This window comes from Marinobacterium aestuariivivens (genome assembly GCF_042661465.1).
Lineage (GTDB): Bacteria > Pseudomonadota > Gammaproteobacteria > Pseudomonadales > Balneatricaceae > Marinobacterium_A > Marinobacterium_A aestuariivivens.
On sequence record NZ_JBHSWE010000001.1, the window covers coordinates 1,672,785 to 1,687,799 of the forward strand.

At 62.6% G+C, this 15,015-nt stretch carries 15 protein-coding genes and 2 pseudogenes; 10 read left to right on the forward strand and 7 right to left on the reverse strand.

Going from position 1 to position 15,015, the window contains the following annotated elements; all coding sequences use genetic code 11:
* Positions 1–240: 240 nt before the first annotated feature.
* A complete protein-coding gene (locus ACFQDL_RS08750; RefSeq protein WP_379908670.1) occupies positions 241–390 on the reverse strand; it encodes a DUF2798 domain-containing protein in 150 nt (49 codons plus the stop codon).
* A gap of 38 nt (positions 391–428) precedes the next feature.
* Positions 429–959, reverse strand: coding sequence for a hypothetical protein (locus ACFQDL_RS08755; RefSeq protein WP_379908671.1), 531 nt, complete (start codon positions 957–959; stop codon positions 429–431).
* Positions 960–1,136: 177 nt separating this feature from the next.
* On the opposite strand from ACFQDL_RS08755, the gene ACFQDL_RS08760 reads away from it, so the two are divergent.
* The 6 genes and pseudogenes from ACFQDL_RS08760 to cynS all read left to right on the forward strand — a co-directional run bounded on the left by ACFQDL_RS08760 (position 1,137) and on the right by cynS (position 5,910).
* On the forward strand, positions 1,137–2,459 hold the full coding sequence (locus ACFQDL_RS08760) for a nitrate- and nitrite sensing domain-containing protein (RefSeq protein ID WP_379908672.1): 1,323 nt from the start codon (positions 1,137–1,139) through the stop codon (positions 2,457–2,459).
* 348 nt (positions 2,460–2,807) lie between these two features.
* The gene (locus ACFQDL_RS08765) at positions 2,808–3,650 is read left to right on the forward strand and encodes a formate/nitrite transporter family protein (protein WP_379908673.1); all 843 of its coding nucleotides are present in this window, start codon (positions 2,808–2,810) and stop codon (positions 3,648–3,650) included.
* Positions 3,651–3,701: 51 nt separating this feature from the next.
* Positions 3,702–4,874, forward strand: coding sequence for a protein phosphatase 2C domain-containing protein (locus ACFQDL_RS08770; RefSeq protein ID WP_379908674.1), 1,173 nt, complete (start codon positions 3,702–3,704; stop codon positions 4,872–4,874).
* A pseudogene (locus tag ACFQDL_RS08775) lies at positions 4,871–4,978 on the forward strand (protein kinase domain-containing protein); the annotation flags it as partial. The gene ACFQDL_RS08770 and the pseudogene ACFQDL_RS08775, both read left to right, overlap by 4 nt.
* A 119-nt stretch (positions 4,979–5,097) precedes the next feature.
* On the forward strand, positions 5,098–5,421 hold the full coding sequence (locus ACFQDL_RS08780) for a serine/threonine-protein kinase (RefSeq protein WP_379913488.1): 324 nt from the start codon (positions 5,098–5,100) through the stop codon (positions 5,419–5,421).
* Positions 5,422–5,460: 39 nt separating this feature from the next.
* The gene (gene cynS / locus ACFQDL_RS08785; protein ID WP_379908675.1) at positions 5,461–5,910 is read left to right on the forward strand and encodes a cyanase; all 450 of its coding nucleotides are present in this window, start codon (positions 5,461–5,463) and stop codon (positions 5,908–5,910) included.
* Positions 5,911–5,964: 54 nt separating this feature from the next.
* Here the strand turns inward: cynS and ACFQDL_RS08790 are convergent, their stop codons facing one another.
* From ACFQDL_RS08790 to ACFQDL_RS08800, 3 genes are read right to left on the reverse strand one after another with little or no spacing between them, the layout of a single operon-like run.
* Positions 5,965–6,378: a GGDEF domain-containing protein gene (locus ACFQDL_RS08790; protein ID WP_379912974.1), complete on the reverse strand. Its 414-nt coding sequence runs from the start codon at positions 6,376–6,378 to the stop codon at positions 5,965–5,967.
* A complete protein-coding gene (locus tag ACFQDL_RS08795; protein ID WP_379908676.1) occupies positions 6,297–6,812 on the reverse strand; it encodes a GAF domain-containing protein in 516 nt (171 codons plus the stop codon). The genes ACFQDL_RS08790 and ACFQDL_RS08795 overlap by 82 nt, the downstream gene beginning before the upstream one ends.
* The gene (locus ACFQDL_RS08800) at positions 6,764–7,978 is read right to left on the reverse strand and encodes a cache domain-containing protein (protein ID WP_379908677.1); all 1,215 of its coding nucleotides are present in this window, start codon (positions 7,976–7,978) and stop codon (positions 6,764–6,766) included. Before ACFQDL_RS08800 ends, ACFQDL_RS08795 begins: the two co-directional genes overlap by 49 nt.
* A gap of 264 nt (positions 7,979–8,242) precedes the next feature.
* On the opposite strand from ACFQDL_RS08800, the gene ACFQDL_RS08805 reads away from it, so the two are divergent.
* Entirely contained in the window at positions 8,243–9,943 is a 1,701-nt protein-coding gene (locus ACFQDL_RS08805) for a diguanylate cyclase domain-containing protein (protein WP_379908678.1), read from the forward strand.
* On the opposite strand, the gene ACFQDL_RS08810 is transcribed toward ACFQDL_RS08805, so the two are convergent.
* The gene (locus ACFQDL_RS08810) at positions 9,938–10,399 is read right to left on the reverse strand and encodes a GNAT family N-acetyltransferase (RefSeq protein ID WP_379908679.1); all 462 of its coding nucleotides are present in this window, start codon (positions 10,397–10,399) and stop codon (positions 9,938–9,940) included. The genes ACFQDL_RS08805 and ACFQDL_RS08810 overlap by 6 nt on opposite strands.
* Positions 10,400–10,622: 223 nt before the next feature.
* Complete coding sequence (locus tag ACFQDL_RS08815) at positions 10,623–10,868, reverse strand: YdcH family protein (protein ID WP_379908680.1); 246 nt, start codon at positions 10,866–10,868, stop codon at positions 10,623–10,625.
* A 319-nt stretch (positions 10,869–11,187) separates the two neighbouring features.
* On the opposite strand from ACFQDL_RS08815, the gene ACFQDL_RS08820 reads away from it, so the two are divergent.
* From ACFQDL_RS08820 to ACFQDL_RS08830, 3 genes and pseudogenes are all read left to right on the forward strand, one after another.
* Positions 11,188–12,012 (forward strand): HAD-IIB family hydrolase, encoded by an 825-nt coding sequence (locus tag ACFQDL_RS08820; protein WP_379908681.1) that lies wholly within the window; start codon positions 11,188–11,190, stop codon positions 12,010–12,012.
* A 27-nt stretch (positions 12,013–12,039) separates the two neighbouring features.
* Positions 12,040–13,268: pseudogene (locus ACFQDL_RS08825) on the forward strand (glycosyltransferase family protein).
* Complete coding sequence (locus tag ACFQDL_RS08830; RefSeq protein WP_379908682.1) at positions 13,265–15,004, forward strand: alpha-amylase family glycosyl hydrolase; 1,740 nt, start codon at positions 13,265–13,267, stop codon at positions 15,002–15,004. The pseudogene ACFQDL_RS08825 and the gene ACFQDL_RS08830 overlap by 4 nt, the downstream one beginning before the upstream one ends.
* The last annotated feature ends 11 nt before the right edge of the window (positions 15,005–15,015 follow it).

The window sequence follows — 15,015 nt, forward strand, 5'->3', positions numbered from 1 at the left end:
TGGAGCGGTCAAGAAAGCCGCGATACCGGACCGGGCTCAACTGCAGCCGGAAGATGTTCGCACATCCCTCTTCGTTACCCTGGCCGACGACGATCCAGTATAGATTGCACTGCCGTCTCCCATCATGAAAAGAAATGCACAGCCATCTTCAGCAGCGGGTTCGGGTACTCGATCTTCTGGTGAAGCCGCCAGTCGCTGCACGCGTTTGCCGATTATCGCAATGAAGGTGAAGGCGATCGGTCAGGCGACCCGGTAGGCGCCCGCCCAGCGGGCGATGAAGTCGCCATCGATTCCGGAGTTGTAGCCGGTGATGATCGCGGTCATGACGAACACCATCAGTATCGACATCAGCAAGGGCGTCACGATCGGCAGGTATTTTTTCGGCAGCATCAGAGGGTCTCAAAAAGACCCCCAATTTCCCCCAAAGCTCACTCCTGAGCGGCAATCTTGACCATTATGTGGGCGTATGGTGTTCCTTTCCACATCACATAGACGGGATCATTCGGATTGGTCGACAGGCCCTCGAGCATGGCGCTGTCGGGTACGATGATCATGAGGTGCGGACCTTCCTTGACCCAGTCGTCAGTCGATTCGGGATCACTGGCGTAGGGGTCGCTATTGCTCAAACCGATCGCCGTGCCTTCACCGGCGAGCATGTAGGACACACTGAGCTTGTCGGGCTTGAAGTCCTCCTTGTTCATCATCGCGCTGATCAGCGCATCCCAGATCGGCTCATTGCACATCGGGCCAATCGCTTCCTGCTGTGGATAACAGCTGTAGCCGTTCGAGCCTTCCCGCAGAACGGTGCCATCGGGGGCCTTGATGGTTGCATTCGCTGTGACGGACGGTGGACCTGCGCTTTCTGCACTGGCGATCATGGCGTCCTTGTCGCTTGCCAGGAGCAGACTACTTCCAAGCAGACCCATGCACGCACAAGCGATAATGGACTGGCTGTACATGGTAGTCTCCATTTGGGAATGATTTTGACGTGCTCGACCAGAGCACTCATGCAAAAGTATAGGAGACCGCCTCAGCTTATTGACCTGGCGGCAGACCACCGATAAGCCTTCCTCAATACCCATAAAAGGTACAAGCCTTGCATAGACACCCTGTCATCACCCGACAGGCGGATTCCCATGCATGGACATCTCAGGACTGCAGAAGATTTCTTCCTCGCATCCAGGCGATCGGAGATCGCGTCACTCAGGCAACTGACGGCCAGTTGCGAGCTGGTTACCCGGGTCAGCGCGCTGATTCACGAACTGCAGCGCGAGCGCGGCCTGTCGAATGTCTATCTGAAGTCCCGGGGTGCCCGCTTTCGTCAGCAGCGCGCGGGACAGATCGACGCCTGCGTGCGGGCGGAAGCGCAGCTCAGGCAGGGGCTGCAGACACTCGATTTCGACGACTCCCCGGCGGCCGCACGCGCACGCCTGTTCAACACCATCGCCTATTGCCTGCACGGCCTCGATGCGCTCCCCGGGCTGAGAACGGAAGTCGACCGGCTTGCTCTCAGCGCGACGGACAGTACCCTGGCGATGGGCCGTCTGATTGCAGGGCTGCTGAGCCTGATCTTCGAGACGGCCGACCTTTCTGACGACCCTCAGATCACCCGTGCCCTGGTGGTCAAGTTCAATTTCCTGCAGGGCAAGGAGTATGCGGGACAGGAGCGGGCCTGGGCCGCGATCGGTTTCGCCGCGGGGGAGTTCACCGAAATACAGCTCGACCATCTGGCCGGGCTCGTCGAGCTACAGGGCGGCAGTTTCCGGGTTTTCGAGGAGCTCTCCGAACCGGAGCCGATCAGGCTCTGGCGTGAAACCGAACACGCCGAAAACACCCGGGAACTCGACCGCCTGCGCCGGGTGATCAGTCGGACCGAGGCCCGGCAACCGGTTCCTTCGGCCCTCAGCGAGGTCTGGTATGAGCTGGCGACGGCGCGTATCGACTCGATGCAGCGGATCGAGGAGCTGCTTTCGGCTTCGCTGCTGCGGTTGTGCCAGCGGCGCCTGAGCCTGGCGGAAGCGGAACTGGCGCGGCACCAGGACTGCCTGCAGCAGCTCGCGTCCCTGGCAGCGCCGGCGGGGACGCCGCTGATCCGGCGGCCCGGGCGCGAAGGCGCGCACCTGCGGACGCCGGATGATGCTGCTGCCATCCAGGCCCATTACAGCCGGGAGCTGGTCAGGTCCCTGCACGATCTGGTCGAGCAGCAGTCGGAAAGACTCGACCGCCTGGGAGACGAGTTGACCGAAGCACGACAATCCCTGTCCGAGCGCAAGCTGATCGAACGCGCCAAGGGGTTGCTGATGCAGCACCAGGGCCTGGACGAGGAACAGGCCTACCGGACACTGCAGCTGACCTCGATGCGGCTGAACCGACGCCTGGCCGAGGTTGCCGAAAGCCTGATCGGCAATGCCACACAGCTGAACATCACAGCAGCGGATGGCAACCTGACGACTGACTGAATAAGCGAACATTTTGCGGGCATACCGCGGTTGCGCTGCACAGTTGCGGCGCACAGCCTGGTTCGAAATCCTCCCCTTTTCTATCAACTTGTTGATTTTTATAGACTTTAAAAGCACTGCCTTTCTGGTACGTCAATTGCTTTGTACTGAATACCCTTAGGGCCAGGGCAGGCCCTGACAGTTCGAGAGTTTCTGGATAACGGCGTCCAGCACTGACCTGCTACAGGCGGGAAAGGTGCGGGCGCCGTTTTTTTGGCTCCGGTCTGTCCAGGCATCAATGAAGCCGTTGCTGCAGTAAGCCGGCATCGAATGAACCTGTAGATTTCCAACGCTGAACGAGGCAATAACATGGCTTATTTAATTCCGTCAGAATTTGTAACCAAGATGGTGGATGCGGGTGAATCCAAGGTCTTCATGTCGACCCGGGATACCCTGATCCGAGCCTATATGGCCGGCGCGATCCTCGCCCTGGCCGCGGTATTCGCGGTCACCGTTGCGGTGCAGACCGGCGTCTTCCTGATCGGCGCGATCCTGTTCCCGGTCGGATTCTGCATGCTCTACCTGATGGGCTTCGACCTGCTGACCGGTGTCTTCATGCTGACGCCGCTGGCCTGGCTCGACAAGCGTCCCGGCGTCACGCCCCCGCAGATCCTGCGCAACTGGGGCCTGGTGTTCGTCGGCAACTTCGCCGGTGCACTGACCGTGGCCTTCATGATGTCCTATATCTTCACCTATGGGTACAACACCGACGGCGGCGCCATTGCCGAGAAGGTCGCGGGTATCGGCGAAGCCCGCACCCTGGGTTATGCGCAGTACGGTCTGGATGGCTGGCTGACAATCTTCATCCGCGGCATGCTCTGCAACTGGATGGTGTCCCTGGGTGTTGTCGGGGCGATGATCTCCACGACCGTCAGCGGCAAGGTGCTGGCGATGTGGATGCCGATCATGCTGTTCTTCTTCATGGGTTTCGAGCACTCCGTGGTCAACATGTTCCTGTTCCCGTTCGGCCTGATCATGGGCGGTGACTTCTCCATCATGGACTACTTCATCTGGAACGAGATCCCGACCGCGCTGGGCAACCTGGTGGGCGGCCTCGCCTTCACCGGCCTGACCCTGTACAGCACCCACGTCCGCACCGCGGCCAAACGCCGGGTCGAAGCGACCGGCGCCACCCGGCCCGCGAACGCCTGAATCGGCTTCCCGACCTCAGCCACCTCCGGCGGCTGAGGTCGGGCGATGACCATGAGCAGTCGACTCAACGTCAGCCTCGGCCAGTGCTCCGACAGGGGCCTCAAAGAGCACAATCAGGATTTCCACGGCGCCCTTGTTCCCGCCGAACCTCTGCTGAGCCTCAAGGGTGTGGTCCTGGCGATGGCCGACGGCATCAGTACCAGCACTGTCAGCCAGGTCGCCAGTGAAACCGCCGTCAAATCCTTTCTCGATGACTACTACTGCACATCCGACGCCTGGACCGTGCGCAATGCCGCGCAAAGGGTTCTGACCGCCACCAACAGCTGGCTCCACGCGCAAACCCGTCGCAGCGAATTCCTCTACGACAGGGACAGGGGATATGTGTGCACCATCAGCGCGCTGGTGATCAAGGCCGCCACCGCGCACCTGTTTCATGTCGGCGATACCCGCGTCTACCGCGTGCACGGGAATGCACTGGAACAGCTGACCAGGGATCACCGGCTCTGGGCCTCGCGGGAGCAGAGCTGCCTGAGCCGCGCGCTCGGCATGGACGAACAGCTGGAGCTGGACTATCAGGCGGTTCCGATCCAGCCCGGCGACATCTTCATTCTGGCGACCGACGGCGTCTACGAGCATGTCGATGCCGGGTTCATGACCCGCTCGATCCGCGACGGTGGCGCCGACCTGGACGCCGCGGCCCGGACCATCGTCGAGCAGGCCCGCGAGCGGGGCAGCCCCGAAAATTTGAGCATCCAGATCCTGCGCATCGACAGCCTTCCCGGGCACGAGGGTCCGGACCTGCAGCTTCAGGCCGAGGCGCTGCCGTTGCCCCCGATGCTGGAGCCGCGCATGCACTTCGATGGCTACCGCATCCTCCGCGAGGTCCACGCCAGCAGTCGCAGCCACGTCTTTCTGGCACTGGACGAACAAAGCGACACCGAGGTCATTCTCAAGATCCCGTCGATCGACCTGAGCACCGATCCGGCCTATCTGGAGCGTTTCCTGATGGAGGAGTGGATCGCCCGTCGCCTCAGCAGTGCACAGGTGCTCAAGGCGGCTCTCCCGTCACGGCCGCGCAACTATCTCTATACGGTCACCGAACATGTCGACGGCCAGACACTGGCGCAGTGGCTGGTCGATCACCCCCGCCCCGATCTGGAAACCGTACGCACTATCGTCGAGCAGATAGCCAGGGGCTGCGGGCTTTCCACCGCATGGAGATGATTCATCAGGACCTGAAGCCCGACAACATCATGATCGACCGCAGCGGCACGGTGAAGATCATCGACTTCGGCTCCACCCGCGTCGCCGGCATCGTCGAATCCGCCCGGACACCCGACCAGCCGCATCTGCTCGGCACCGCGCTCTTTTCCGCCCCCGAGTATTTTCTCGGCGAAAGCGGCAGCCCCGCTCGGACCAGTATGCCCTTGGCGTCATCACCTACCAGATGCTGTCGGGGCGCTTTCCCTACGGCACCCAGGTGCCGAAGGCGAAAACGGCGGCGGCTCAGCGCCGGCTCAGCTACCGGTCGGTTCTGGATGAGGAGCGGGAGATTCCGGCCTGGGTCGACGAAACGCTGAAAAAGGCCGTACATCCCGATCCCTGGAAACGTTATGACGAGCTGTCGGAGTTCGTCGTCGACCTGCGCCGGCCCAGCCAGGCATTTCTGAACAGGACCCGGCCACCGTTGCTGGCGCGCAATCCGGTGCTGTTCTGGCAGGGCGTCTCCCTGACGCTGTCGCTGGTGATCGTCCTGCTGCTTGCACAATGAAACCGAGTCAACACCGCAATCGAAACCGAGGAAGCCACCATGATCAGTTGTCGTGAAGAAGTAACGCAGATGATACTGGCCGCCAGGGTCAGCAAGGGAATCAGCTGGAGCGAGGTTGCCGCCGCCGTCAATCTGTCCAAGGAGTGGACGACCGCAGCCTGCCTGGGGCAGATGACCTTCGACAGGGAGCAGGCCGCAATCGTCGGCCGGCTGTTCGATCTTTCGGACGAAGCGATCGCCTGGCTGCAGATAGCGCCGTCGAAGGGCTCGCTGCCCACCGCCGTGCCAACCGATCCGCTGATCTACCGCTGGTACGAAATCGTGAGCGTCTACGGCAGCACCATCAAGGAGCTGATCCATGAAGAGTTCGGCGACGGCATCATGAGCGCCATCGATTTCTCCCTCGATATCCGGCGCGAAGAGGATCCGAAGGGCGATCGCGTCCAGGTCCTCATGTCGGGCAAGTTCCTGCCATACAAGCGCTACTGAGCCACGAGAGGACAGGCGCCAGCCGGGCAGGAAGCCCGGCACTGAAACGATGCTCTAACCGTTCAGGGCCGTTGCGGTATCGCTGCCCATCACGCGATTGCGGCCCGCGTTCTTGGCGCGGTAAAGCGCCTGATCGGCCCGGTTGTAGAGGCTCTTGAAATCGTCGTCGGCTCTGAATTCCGACACGCCGATACTGATGGTGACGCCGACCTCGCCGGCCCGGGTCGGAATCACCCGCAGCGCGACCTGCCCTCTGAGTCGTTCGCTTACGGCTCTGGCTTCACGCTCGGTGGTACTGGGCAGCAGCGCGGCAAACTCCTCTCCGCCGACACGGGCGAAGAGGTCACAGTCGCGCAGCGTTTCCTGACACAAACGGGCGACCGCTCTCAGCGCCTCGTCTCCGGTCTGATGCCCGAAGCGATCGTTGACCGCCTTGAAGTGGTCGATATCGAGCAGCAGCATCGACAGCGTCTGGTCGTAGCGCCGGGCCCGGCTGAGCTCCTGCTCGACGGCCTGAACAAAGACCCCCGGCTGCTGACGCCGGTCAGGGAATCGGTCGTCGCCAGTCTCTTCAGCTCGTCGAGCGAGTGCTCCTCGGCGATCGACACCCCGACCCAGCGACCCAGCAGGCGCATGAATTCGAGGTCGCTGGCATCGAAGTGCCGCTCGTAGGGTTTGGACGATGAAAAGTTCAGGGTACCGTACAGCTCGCCATTCACCCAGACCGGCACGCCGATATAGCACTCCAGGCGAAAGGCGTCGAAACAGGGGTGCCCGGCATACTCCGACTGGCTCATGTGATCAATGGCGATGACGTCGCCGGACGCAAGCACCATCGAACAGTAGGTGGTGCTCAGCTCGAAATCGTCGCCGTTACGCAGCGCGGCACCCGGCGGTGCCACGCAGGCCTCGACACGATAAAGCCCCCGGCGACCTGGCTGATGATACCGAACTCGACGCCGAGATGACGACAGCCGAGCGTCAGCGCCCGCTGCAGCTTGGCAGCCAGATTGTCGCCGGAGTGGGTCGCGATGTCATTCAGGGTCCGCAGGCTGTCGTTGGCAAACTGCAGCCGTGCCTGCTGCTCCACCAGCCGGTTCTGGTAACGCTGTTGGAAACGCAGCGACCGTGCCAGCAGATAGCCGCCAACGAACATCAGCAACGAGATCAGGCCGGCCCCCAGTTGGTAATAACGCCAGCGCTGCTCGTGGGCGGCGAACACCTCATCGACCGCCTTGGTCACCGCCACCACCATCGGATAGTCCGCAACCTGGCGGTAGCTGATCAGCCGCTCGATACCGTCAACGGAGCTGCGTACCCGATAGTATCCGGCAGCAGGCGCATCGGCTTGCATGAAGGGCCGGCCGGGTGGCACCGATCGGCCGATAGCCTCGACGTCCATCTGCGACCGACTGCCCCGGGCGCGGAAAATGCCGTCGGTACCGATCAACGCGATGGAGCCGTTCTCGCCGAGATCGATGGTGGCAAAGAATTCGGAGAAATAGTCCGGGCTCAGCGAGATCACCAGCACGCCGCCGAAGCCGCCCCTTTCGTTCGGAATCGGCCGGGTCATCTGGATGCTGTAGCGTCCCGACACCCGGCCCTTCACCGGCTTGCTGATAAAGAGGGCATCTTCCGTGCGATCCTTATGGACACGGAAATGCTCGCGATCGCTCAGATCGACCGGCTTCGCGTCCGGATCGAGATTCGAGTAGGCGAGCCTGCCGCCGGGGCCGATCACAGCAATCTGCACCAGCAGGGCTTCGTCATACGCCTCCCCCAGCAGCCGCACCCACTCCTCGAAGGTACCACGGTCGGTCTCCCAGGCTCTGCGCAGCAATAGCAGGGCCGCATCGACATCGTGGAAGGTGCGAACCACATGTTCCTCGAAGGTACGGGTCAGGTTCGCCGCCCCGTTCAGTGCCTCGCGCTCGACGGCTTCGCGATTGCGGGCCTGCTCATACATCAAGACCAGCCAGAGCAGAGCCACCAGGACCAGGGTGACGATGCGGATCGTGCAGGGGCGGCCAATAAGCGGATGTCGGGGTGGCGCCGGCGGTTCTGACATCGGTATTTCTATGACCTTGTCGGCTGTAGGGGCAAGTTGAGACCGCTAGCTTAGCCAAATTCAGGTGTAGATGTCATACATTGATCAAGGACTCAGACTTTAGTCGAATATCCCGTTCTGCGGCGACCATGGCGCCTCAGGAGCCTACGGCCTCCGGGTGTCGCCGGTTCCCCGCTCCGGGACAAGGTCTGCGACTTGTGCGACCGGAAAGCTTGCCGGTATGCTCACAACTTGATCGGACGGACGCGTAGCAGGTTACCGCCAATGGAGCTGGGATGGGTATTGGTACTGTTGTTGTCACTGCTGCTGGCACACCGGCTTTGGCGACGGCAGGGCGCTGCAACGAGTCCGCCCCCGGAGATCGCGGACTATCTGGCGGACGCGATCCTGACAGTGGAGGCCGATGGCCGGATAGGTTACGCCAACCCTGCGGCTTCGCATCTGCTCGGCTACGATCGACAGGAGCTGATCGGCCTTTGCGTGGAGAGGCTGGTACCGGAACAGCAGCGCCACCACCACCAGCATTGGCGCAGCGCCTTTGCCGCAACCGGACAGTCGCGTCCGCTGGGGCAGTTGAATGCCCTGGCGGCACGTCATAAATCGGGCCGCTCCATTCCCGTGCGTATCAGCCTGGTATCGTTGCCCCGCCAACAGGACCCGCTGCATCCGATACTGGTCACCCTCTATCCGGCGCTGGACAACGAGGAGGTCTTCGAGCAGGTGCAGCAGGATGCAGGCGTCGGCACCTGGGAGTGGGATATCGAGCAGGACAGGCTGAGCTGGTCACGCAGTGTCTTCAATATGTTCGGACTGGACCCGAACCGTTTCAAGGCCAGCTACGATGCCTACCTCGGTGTTGTCCACCCGGATGATCGCGAACGCGTCGACCGGAGCGTGCAGGGATCTCTCGACAGCGGCACACCCTATCAGATCGAATATCGTATCATCCGCAACGGCGAGGTCCGCCGGCTGCTGGAACGCAATTACCTGCATCGTGATGCCCAGGGCGTGTTGCGCCATATGTGGGGCAGTGTCGTCGATGTGACCGAGAAACGTCGCGCCGAAGCGCGTCTGCAGCTGGCGGAGACGGTATTCAGCCACTGCGCCGAAGGTATCGCAGTGTTCGACAGTTCGCAGCAGGTCGTCAGAACCAATGCGGCACTGCTGGACATCACCGGTTGCGACGAGCCCGGCGTCAGCCGGCTGCTGGACCGCGACCTTCTGTTTCAGGCGGATGCCGGGACGCCTGTCTCGCTGCCGGACCTGCTCGAAGAGCCTGGCGCTAAAGACGGCGAGTGGCGCGGCGAACTGATCCTCAAGCGTCGCGACGGCGACTGCATACCGGTACTGGCGTCGGTCTCGTCTATCGGCGGGAACAACGCCGAAGTCAGCGAGTACGTGCTGGTTTGCAGTGATATCCGGCAGCTCAAGGAACAGCAACGGCAACTGCAGCACCTGGCAATGCACGACAGCCTGACCGGCCTGCCCAACCGGCGTCTGTTCGCCGAGCACCTGGAGCGGGCCCTTGCCCGCAGTCAGCGCTCGGGCGAACGCCTGGCGGTGATCTTCGCCGATCTCGACGGCTTCAAGCTCGTCAACGACCGCTTTGGCCATGAAGCCGGCGACGAACTGCTGTGCCAACTGGCGACGCGCTTCGAGGGCCTGCTGCGCAGCAGTGATACGGTCGCCCGTATCGGCGGCGACGAGTTTGCCTTCATTCTGCCCGACTGCGGCAATGACGAGGCACTGGCGGCGCTCCTGGCAAGGCTTATCAGCGATGGCGCCTGCCCTCATCGTGGCATCAGTGTCACGCTGAGCCTCGGTGCGGCCTGCTATCCGGATCATGGAACGGAGGGCGCCGAGCTGCTGATAGTGGCGGACCAGACCATGTACCGGGCCAAAAACAGCGGCAAGAACCGCTTCCAGATCGCCCCTGACGAGCGACCGCGCACCGTCTCCTCATAGCATCAGTTCGTAATGCAGAAACTCTTTGTCCTCGACATATCCCTGCGCCTCGTACAGGCGGCGCGCCCCGAGGTTCGCTCGCGCCGTGAACAGCTCCACCAGACAGCAGCTTTGCCTTGTCGCCGCCTGCCGTGTGGCCTGCAGCAGCGCGCGGGCCACGCCCTGCCGGCGCGCCTCTGCAACGACGAAAAGATCGCTTAACAGCCAGCTGGGACGGCATTCAAGCGACGAATAGCCCGCATAACACTGAACAAACCCGACGGCCGTCGGACCTTTGCGAGCCAGCAGTAAAAGACTGTCCTGTGCCTCGAAGCGTGCCCGCAAAAACCGCTCTGCCTTCGTCAGGTCGCCGTCATACCCATAGAACTGCCGGTACTGATCGAACAGCGGGGCAAGATCCACGATATCGTCACGGCACGCTTCTCTGACAGTCAGCTGTTCCGGTTGGATGGACATAGCGATCTCCGGTGTCAGGGCACGATGATAGGCAGCATCGGGCAAGGTACTCGTCCGCACGCCGTATCGCAATCAGTCAGGGCAAGGTTGCCTCGCCCCCCGACCCAAGACTGTCCTGGACCGCGCTGCTCAAGCACATCGATTACTCGAGCGTTGCACTGAACCGAAAAAGACAGGGCCCGCCAATGGCGGGCCCTGTCGTGATGGCTGACCGCTGGAGCGATCAGTTGCGGCTGGCGCGCAGCATCGCATAGAGCTCGTCCTTGAGCTGCAGGCGCTTGAGCTTGTAGTCCTCCTCGACACGGGTCGCGACCGGTTCGATCTCGGCCTGCATACGCTCCACCTCTTTGGTGATGTCGTGGTATTCATCGAAAAGCCGGGCGAAGTGGGCATCCTTCACCTTCAGTTCGTGGATGGCGTCGCGGAATTCCGGCAGCTCGTGTACCAGGTCATGATGTTCGATGGTCATTGAACGCTCCTTCTGCGTTGATTCCCTGTATTGAGGCCACTATTCATCATTCCCGCCCTCGCCGTATTGATATCGATCAATCGCCCGCTGAATCGGACGGTCGTCGTCACCAGAACGCCTGCGCCGGGCCACGGCGACCGGAGCCAGAGCGGTGCAACAGGCTTCCCGCGCATGCACCATTGCGGCGCATACGGCATGCAATCCGCTGTTTTGGCTGCGTGAAAAGGGGTTGCCGGCACCGTATAGCGGCGCTGGCATTTGACTTGCAGGGGCTTACCCGACGCAGACAGCTCCTGTCGGCCCGCCAGACGAGGTGTTCATGATGCGATTGCTGATATCCACCGATCTCGACGGTACCCTGCTGGATCACTACAGCTATAGTGCTGCCGCCGCCGAATCCCAGCTCCGGACGTTGCAGACGCTGGACATCCCCTGGATTCTCAATACCAGCAAGACGCTGGCGGAGCTGGAGCCGCTGCGACAGTGCCTCGGACATCGGGACCCCTTCGTCGTCGAAAACGGTGCGGCCGTCTACATCCCGGCAGAGTTGCCGGTGGCGACGACAACTTGTCCACAGATCGACGGCCGTTACCGGCGTCAGACCTTCGGTCCCGACCGCAGCCGAATCCTGAATGCGCTGGCGCCGTTGTCGCGCCGCTATCGCTTTACCGGCTTTGCCGCCATGACCACGGACAGCATCGTCCGGCTGACGGGGCTGGCACCCGAAGCGGCCGCGCAGGCACTGCAGCGGCAGTTCACCGAACCGCTGGTCTGGCAGGACTCGGCAGCGGCACTGGACGATTTCGCCGCCGAGCTGGCCCTGGTGGGACTGCAGATACAGCGTGGCGGGCGCTTCGTGCATGTGATGGGGCACTGCGACAAGGCCGCGGCCATGGGCTGGCTCGCCGGTCGGTACGGCGAGCTCTGGAACGAGCCCGTCACGACGCTGGCCCTGGGTGACGGCGAGAACGATATCGGCATGCTGCAGCAGGCCGATATCGCGGTACTGGTGCGCTCGCCGGCCCATCCGCCTCCGGCCGTGCCGGGACGCGCCGATATCCGGCTGACCGACGAGACCGGTCCGGCCGGCTGGAGCCAGGCCGTGAAACAGACCCTGACCGAACTGGGCCTCGGCGGCCCATGAACCTCCTCACCCGAACCAGGAGCGAGCATGGGCGACTTTTACCAGAACGGCATCATCACCACGCTGCACAACCTCTCGCAGCGACCGCTGGAAGCACTGGAGCAGGAACTGCTGACATTTTCCAGGGCCCGCCCGATGGCCCTGATCCTGCCCTGCCTCTACTCCGAGCTCGAAGGCGAGGCGATGCCCCGGATCCTCGGGCATCTGCAACAGGTGCCCTACCTGTCCGAGATCGTCATCGGACTCGACCGGGCCGACGAGCAGCAGTACCGCGACGCGCTGCGCTTCTTCTCCGCCCTGCCCCAGCGCCACCGGGTGCTCTGGAACGACGGCCCGCGCCTGCGCGCCATCGACGGCACCCTCAGGGGCGAGGCGCTCGCGCCGCTGCAGCCGGGCAAGGGCCGCAACGTCTGGTTCTGCATGGGCTACACCCTGGCGGCCGGCCGCGCCGAGTCCATCGCCATGCACGACTGCGATATCCTGACCTACGACCGCGAGCTGCTCGCACGACTGATCTACCCGGTCGCCAACCCGAATTTCAATTACGAGTTCTGCAAGGGCTTCTACGCCCGGATCGCCGATGGCAGGATCAATGGCCGCGTCAGCCGCCTGCTGGTCACGCCGCTGCTGCGGGCACTGAAGAAGGTCTTCGGCAACCTGGACTACCTCGAATATCTCGACAGCTACCGCTACCCGCTGGCCGGCGAATTCTCGTTCCGGCGCGATGTCATGAGCGACATTCGCATTCCCAGCGACTGGGGCCTGGAGATCGGCGTGCTCAGCGAAATGACGCGCAACTACTCCAACAACCGTCTCTGCCAGGTCGATATCGCCGCCACCTACGACCACAAACACCAGGACCTGTCGCCGGACAGCGACCAGGGTGGGCTGTCGAAAATGTCGATCGACATCACCAAGGCGATCTTCCGCAAACTGGCCACCAACGGCATTGTCTTCAGCCAAGAAACCTTCAGGACCATCAAGGCGACTTACTTCCGCATCGCGCTGGACTTCGTCGAAACCTATCGCAACGACGCCGAGATCAACGGTCTCGACCTCGACGTGCACCAGGAGGAGCAGGCGGTCGAACTCTTCGCCCGCAATATCGTCAAGGCCGGCAGCCACTTTCTCGACAACCCGATGGAGGCGCCGTTCATCTCCAGCTGGAACCGCGTGATCAGCGCCTTCCCGGGGTGCAGCAGCAACTGCTGGCCGCCGTCGAAGCCGACATGGCCGAATACGGGGACCCGCGATGACGGCTCCGGCAACACCGCTGGAACAGCGGCTGGCGGCACACCTGCAGCAGCTCTACCCGGAACGGGACGCAGCCGGGCTGGCCCGTGAATGCCTGCAGCGTCTGGGACTTGCGGCCGACACCCCGTCACCGGCGCCGCACCGCAACCTCTGGGACCAGAGCGACATCATGGTCATCACCTATGGCGACAGCCTGCGGTCGGACTCTGAACCTCCACTGCGGACCCTTTCCGGCTTCCTCGAGGCCCGCTTGCAGGACTGCATCTCGAGCGTCCATATCCTGCCGTTCTTTCCCTACAGCTCGGACGACGGCTTCAGCGTGATGGACTACACCACGGTCAATCCGTCACTGGGCGACTGGGACGATATCACGGCGATCAGCCGGCAGTTCAAGGTGATGGGCGACCTGGTGATCAACCACTGTTCCAGCCGCAGTCTCTGGTTCGAGAACTACCGTGCCGGACTCGAACCCGGCGCCGGTTATTTCGTCGAGGTCCCGTCGGAGGCCGACCTCGGTGCCGTGGTAAGGCCGCGCACCTCGCCGCTGCTGCGCGAGGTGAAGACGCCGGGAGGCGAACGCCATGTCTGGTGCACCTTCAGCCACGACCAGGTCGATCTCGACTTCCGCAATCCCCGGGTGCTGCTCGAATTTCTCGGCATCATTCGCCTCTACCTCGACAGGGGCATCCGCTGGTTCCGCCTCGATGCGGTCGCCTTCCTGTGGAAAATTCCGGGCACCCCCTGCATCAACCTGCCCGAAACCCACGAGGTGATCCGGCTGCTGCGGCTACTGATCGAGCACCATTCACCCGATGCGGTGATCGTCACCGAAACCAATATTCCCAATCGCGAGAACCTGACCTATTTCGGCAACGCCAACGAGGCGCACCTGATCTACAACTTCTCGCTGCCGCCGCTGCTGATCAATGCGCTGGTCAGCGGCTCCTGCAAACACCTGAAAAGCTGGCTGATGACGATGCCGCCGGCGCAGTACGGCACCGCCTACCTGAACTTCATCGCCTCCCACGACGGCGTCGGACTGCGCCCCGCCGAAGGCCTGCTGAGCGACTGGGAACTCCAGACGCTAATCTCGACGATGCAGCGCTTCGGCGGGCGGGTCAGCTCGCGCACCACCGCCGGCGGCGAATCCTGCCCCTACGAGATCAACATCAGTCTCTGGGACGCGCTGCGCGGTACCAACGCCCGGGGGCCTGATCAGTGGCAGTTTGCCCGCTTTCTGTGCGCCGCCGCGATCATGGCGGCGCTCGAGGGGGTGCCGGCCTACTATATCCACAGCCTGGTGGCGACCGGCAACGACCAGGCACGCGTCGATAATACCGGCAGTTTCCGCTCGATCAACCGTCATATCTGGCGGTCCGAGGACCTGGAAGCCGCCCTCGACAGCGACAGTCATCACCACCGGGTGTTCGAGGCGATGCGCAGGCTGCTGCGCCTGCGCCGCCGGCAGCCCGCCTTCCACCCCAACGCAACCCAGTACACGCTGCACACCGGCGAGGCGCTGTTCTCGTTCTGGCGCCAGAGTATCGACCGGCGTCAGAGTATTTTCGCTATCCACAACGTCAGCGACCAGCCACAGAGTGTCAGCCTGTCGGAGCTGAACCTGATCCTCACCGACCAGTGGCTTGACCTGACCAGCGGCGAAACCTTCGAAAATCATCTCGCCCAGATCACCCTGATGCCCTATCAGTTTCTCTGGCTGACCAACCAGAGTCCCTGATCGCGGAACCC

What these genes read in the sequence shown, in the direction of transcription:
- ACFQDL_RS08750 (WP_379908670.1), bottom strand. Translation starts at nt 390, where the DNA reads ATGCTGCCGAAAAAATACCTGCCGATCGTGACGCCCTTGCTGATGTCG.
- ACFQDL_RS08755 (WP_379908671.1), bottom strand. Translation starts at nt 959, where the DNA reads ATGTACAGCCAGTCCATTATCGCTTGTGCGTGCATGGGTCTGCTTGGA.
- ACFQDL_RS08760 (WP_379908672.1), top strand. Translation starts at nt 1,137, where the DNA reads ATGCATGGACATCTCAGGACTGCAGAAGATTTCTTCCTCGCATCCAGG.
- ACFQDL_RS08765 (WP_379908673.1), top strand. Translation starts at nt 2,808, where the DNA reads ATGGCTTATTTAATTCCGTCAGAATTTGTAACCAAGATGGTGGATGCG.
- ACFQDL_RS08770 (WP_379908674.1), top strand. Translation starts at nt 3,702, where the DNA reads ATGAGCAGTCGACTCAACGTCAGCCTCGGCCAGTGCTCCGACAGGGGC.
- ACFQDL_RS08780 (WP_379913488.1), top strand. Translation starts at nt 5,098, where the DNA reads ATGCTGTCGGGGCGCTTTCCCTACGGCACCCAGGTGCCGAAGGCGAAA.
- cynS (WP_379908675.1), top strand. Translation starts at nt 5,461, where the DNA reads ATGATCAGTTGTCGTGAAGAAGTAACGCAGATGATACTGGCCGCCAGG.
- ACFQDL_RS08800 (WP_379908677.1), bottom strand. Translation starts at nt 7,978, where the DNA reads ATGTCAGAACCGCCGGCGCCACCCCGACATCCGCTTATTGGCCGCCCC.
- ACFQDL_RS08805 (WP_379908678.1), top strand. Translation starts at nt 8,243, where the DNA reads ATGGAGCTGGGATGGGTATTGGTACTGTTGTTGTCACTGCTGCTGGCA.
- ACFQDL_RS08810 (WP_379908679.1), bottom strand. Translation starts at nt 10,399, where the DNA reads ATGTCCATCCAACCGGAACAGCTGACTGTCAGAGAAGCGTGCCGTGAC.
- ACFQDL_RS08815 (WP_379908680.1), bottom strand. Translation starts at nt 10,868, where the DNA reads ATGACCATCGAACATCATGACCTGGTACACGAGCTGCCGGAATTCCGC.
- ACFQDL_RS08820 (WP_379908681.1), top strand. Translation starts at nt 11,188, where the DNA reads ATGATGCGATTGCTGATATCCACCGATCTCGACGGTACCCTGCTGGAT.
- ACFQDL_RS08830 (WP_379908682.1), top strand. Translation starts at nt 13,265, where the DNA reads ATGACGGCTCCGGCAACACCGCTGGAACAGCGGCTGGCGGCACACCTG.